Raw genomic sequence first — 2,908 nt, forward strand, 5'->3', positions numbered from 1 at the left:
CTTCCCCGTTCGGTTGGTTTGACCACCTGCTAGCGTGCGCGGATGGAAGGTCTGGGACCTGTGGCTTGGCCGCCTGAGCTGATCAGAACCGAGAGGCTCGTGCTCCGTGGGCCCGAGACCCGGGACCGTGCGGCATTCATCGAGCTGCTCGCCTCGCCAGAAGTGCACACCTACCTCGGCGGCCCCCGGCCGCGTGACGAGCTCGAGCACGAGATGTCCGGGGCACCCGAGCGGTGGCCCGGAAGCTTCGTCGTCGAGCTCGACGGGTCGATGATCGGCCAGATCCTGCTCAGGAGAACACCGGGGCACCACCGCCCGGCTGCCGCTGGGAAGGTCGATCTCGGCTACCTGTTCCTGCCACGGGTGTGGGGACACGGCTACGCCGCCGAGGCATGCGCGGCGGCACTCGACTGGTTCGCCGGCGTGCTTCCGGGAGAACCCGTGGTGCTCGCCACCCAGACCGCCAACGCCCGCTCGATGCGCCTCGCGGCGAAGCTGGGGTTCACCGAGGTGGAGCGGTTCGAGGCCTGGGACGCCGAGCAGTGGCTCGGCATGCGGTCCCCGGTCACGCCGTCCAGTTGAGTTCGCGACGGAACCGCCGGGGAGTATTCGCCCATCCACGCGCGGGTGGCCTGCAACCGAGACTTGCCCACGCGCATGCCGGGCGTCACCTCTACCCGCAGACTTCGCACCCGCACCAGAAGCAGTTCGGTATGAGGTGCCGGCCGAAGACCTCGGTCGGCACCCGAGAAAATGACATGCGTCCTGAGAAGAACTCGCCATGACATGACGCGAGACAGCCTGAATAGCCGCTGGTCAGAGCGGTGCGCCATGACATGGATCGCGAGATCCTACATTCCTGTAGGGGCTCGCACTTCTTGGCGGAATCTCATGGACCTCGGCGGGGCGGTGGCGGATGCGCCATCGAGCTGAGATTCGGGAGGGGAACGCGATGAAGTTCACTCGTTCGAGGGTGAGATCGTCGTTCTTCCCTGATGTGAGGGTGCCCTGCCCGGACCGTGCTGCCCTCAAGTGGTCAGATCCCTGACGTCGGGGTGAGCACAAGGGGGATCAGCCGCAACTCGATCTCGCGGCCGTGGCGGTCAGCCTTCAGGGCGGTGGCAGGGTCGAGGAAGACGCACGTGGGGCCACCGTCTCGGGAACTCGCTCGGGGCGGCCCGCCCATGGCGTACGTTCCGACGGTACAAGGGCCGGCTTCAAGCCGTCGGTGGGCGCGTGCTGGCAGACCCTGCAGGCGTCCCCAAGAATCCGCTGCCCGTCGATCTCGCCGACGAGCACCTCACGATCGGCCGGGGCTCCTGAGCCGGTTCGTGTCGAGCGGGGCGTGGGGAGTTTCGAGGTCACCGCCGGAATCTTCCGTCTGAGCTGAAAAAATGGCCACCCCATGAGACTGATCTTCCATGCCGCACAGTGGGACAGGCTGCAGAGCCCCAGGTCGGCGGGCTGCCTCATGCCATGAGCCGAGAGACCCCAGAGTTCCTGCTGAACTGAGGGCATGACGTCATCTCATCAGGAAGAACTGCTGCCCGATACGCGGCGGGCGTTGCTGCACAGGATCGCCGTCGCCCAGAGCGAAGGACGCGCGCCGTCGCTCGCCGCGACCGTCGTGCGGGGTGGAAAGACCGTCTGGACAGGGGCGCGTACAGCGGTGGAAGGACACGCTCCGGACGAGCGGATGCAGTACCGGATCGGTTCGATCACCAAGACCTTCACGGCCGTTCTGGTGCTCCGGCTGCGCGACGAGGGAGCGCTCGATCTCGCCGACCCGCTGGAGAAGCACCTGCCGGGTACGGGCGTGGGCGGTGTGACCGTTGCCGAACTGCTCGCACACAGCGGCGGGCTGGCCGCCGAGACCCCCGGGCCGTGGTGGGAGCGGACCCCCGGATCCCTGCGCCCCGGTCTCGCCGAGGTGCTGGGCGAGCGGCCCCTGGTGCACCCCGTCGGCCGGCGGTTCCACTACTCGAACCCCGGATACGCGGTGCTCGGCGCCCTGGTCGAGAAGCTGCGCGGTGCCCCGTGGGAGGAGGTTCTCCGGAGAGAAGTGCTCGTACCCCTGGGCCTGCGTCGCACGACTGTGCGCGCAGAAGCGCCGCACGCGGGTGGCTGGGCGGTGCATCCGTGGGCCGATGTGATGCTGCCCGAACCCCTGGAGGACCTCGGGGTGATGGCGCCCGCCGGCCAACTGTGGTCCACCGCGGGTGATCTGGCGCGCTTCGCCGCCTTCCTGGTCGAGGGCGACGGACGGGTGCTGGGAACCGAGTCGTTGCGGGAGATGAGGACGCCGGCCGCGCCGGTCGAGGCGGCGGACGTGGCGAGCGGCTATGCGTACTGCCTGGGCATGGAGATCCGTCACCAGCACGGACGTGCCCTCGTCGGGCACACGGGTTCACTGCCGGGCTTCCTCGCCTGCCTCACGGTCAGCGTGGCGGACGACGTGGGCGCGGTGGTCCTGGCCAACTGCACCTCCGGACCGGCGCCTTTCACGGTCGCCGCCGACCTCGTCCGGATCGTCGCCGAGGCGGAACCGCGCATCCCGGCTCCCTGGCAGCCGCTGCGAGAGGCGGATCCGGCGGTGCTGGATCTGGTGGGGCAGTGGTACTGGGGGACGTCCGCGTTCGCGCTCCGGCTCTCGGCCGACGGTCTCGTCTCGCTGGAGCCGTTGTCGGGCAACGGCCGGCGCTCGCGTTTCCGCCCGACGGGGGACGGCGCCTGGGTGGGGCTGGAGGGTTACTACGCCGGGGAACACCTGAAGCCCGTACGGCGGCCGGACGGGTCGCTGAGCCATCTCGACCTGGGCTCGTTCGTGTTCACGCGCCGGCCGTACGACGAGAGGGCTCCTGTACCGGGCGGAGTGGATCCGCAGGGATGGCGGGGTATCGGCTAGCCC

The 2,908-nt window shown here is 69.2% G+C and carries 2 protein-coding genes; both read left to right on the forward strand.

The features are described 5' to 3' along the window. The first annotated feature begins 42 nt into the window (after positions 1–42). Positions 43–582 carry a GNAT family N-acetyltransferase gene (locus tag KYY02_RS33415; RefSeq protein ID WP_371244760.1) on the forward strand — a complete coding sequence of 180 codons (540 nt, stop codon included), beginning with the start codon at positions 43–45 and terminating at the stop codon, positions 580–582. A 934-nt stretch (positions 583–1,516) separates the two neighbouring features. Next, positions 1,517–2,905 (forward strand): serine hydrolase domain-containing protein, encoded by a 1,389-nt coding sequence (locus tag KYY02_RS33420; RefSeq protein ID WP_371244764.1) that lies wholly within the window; start codon positions 1,517–1,519, stop codon positions 2,903–2,905. The last annotated feature ends 3 nt before the right edge of the window (positions 2,906–2,908 follow it).

Source organism: Streptomyces pimonensis, assembly GCF_041380215.1.
Classification (GTDB): domain Bacteria; phylum Actinomycetota; class Actinomycetes; order Streptomycetales; family Streptomycetaceae; genus Streptomyces; species Streptomyces pimonensis.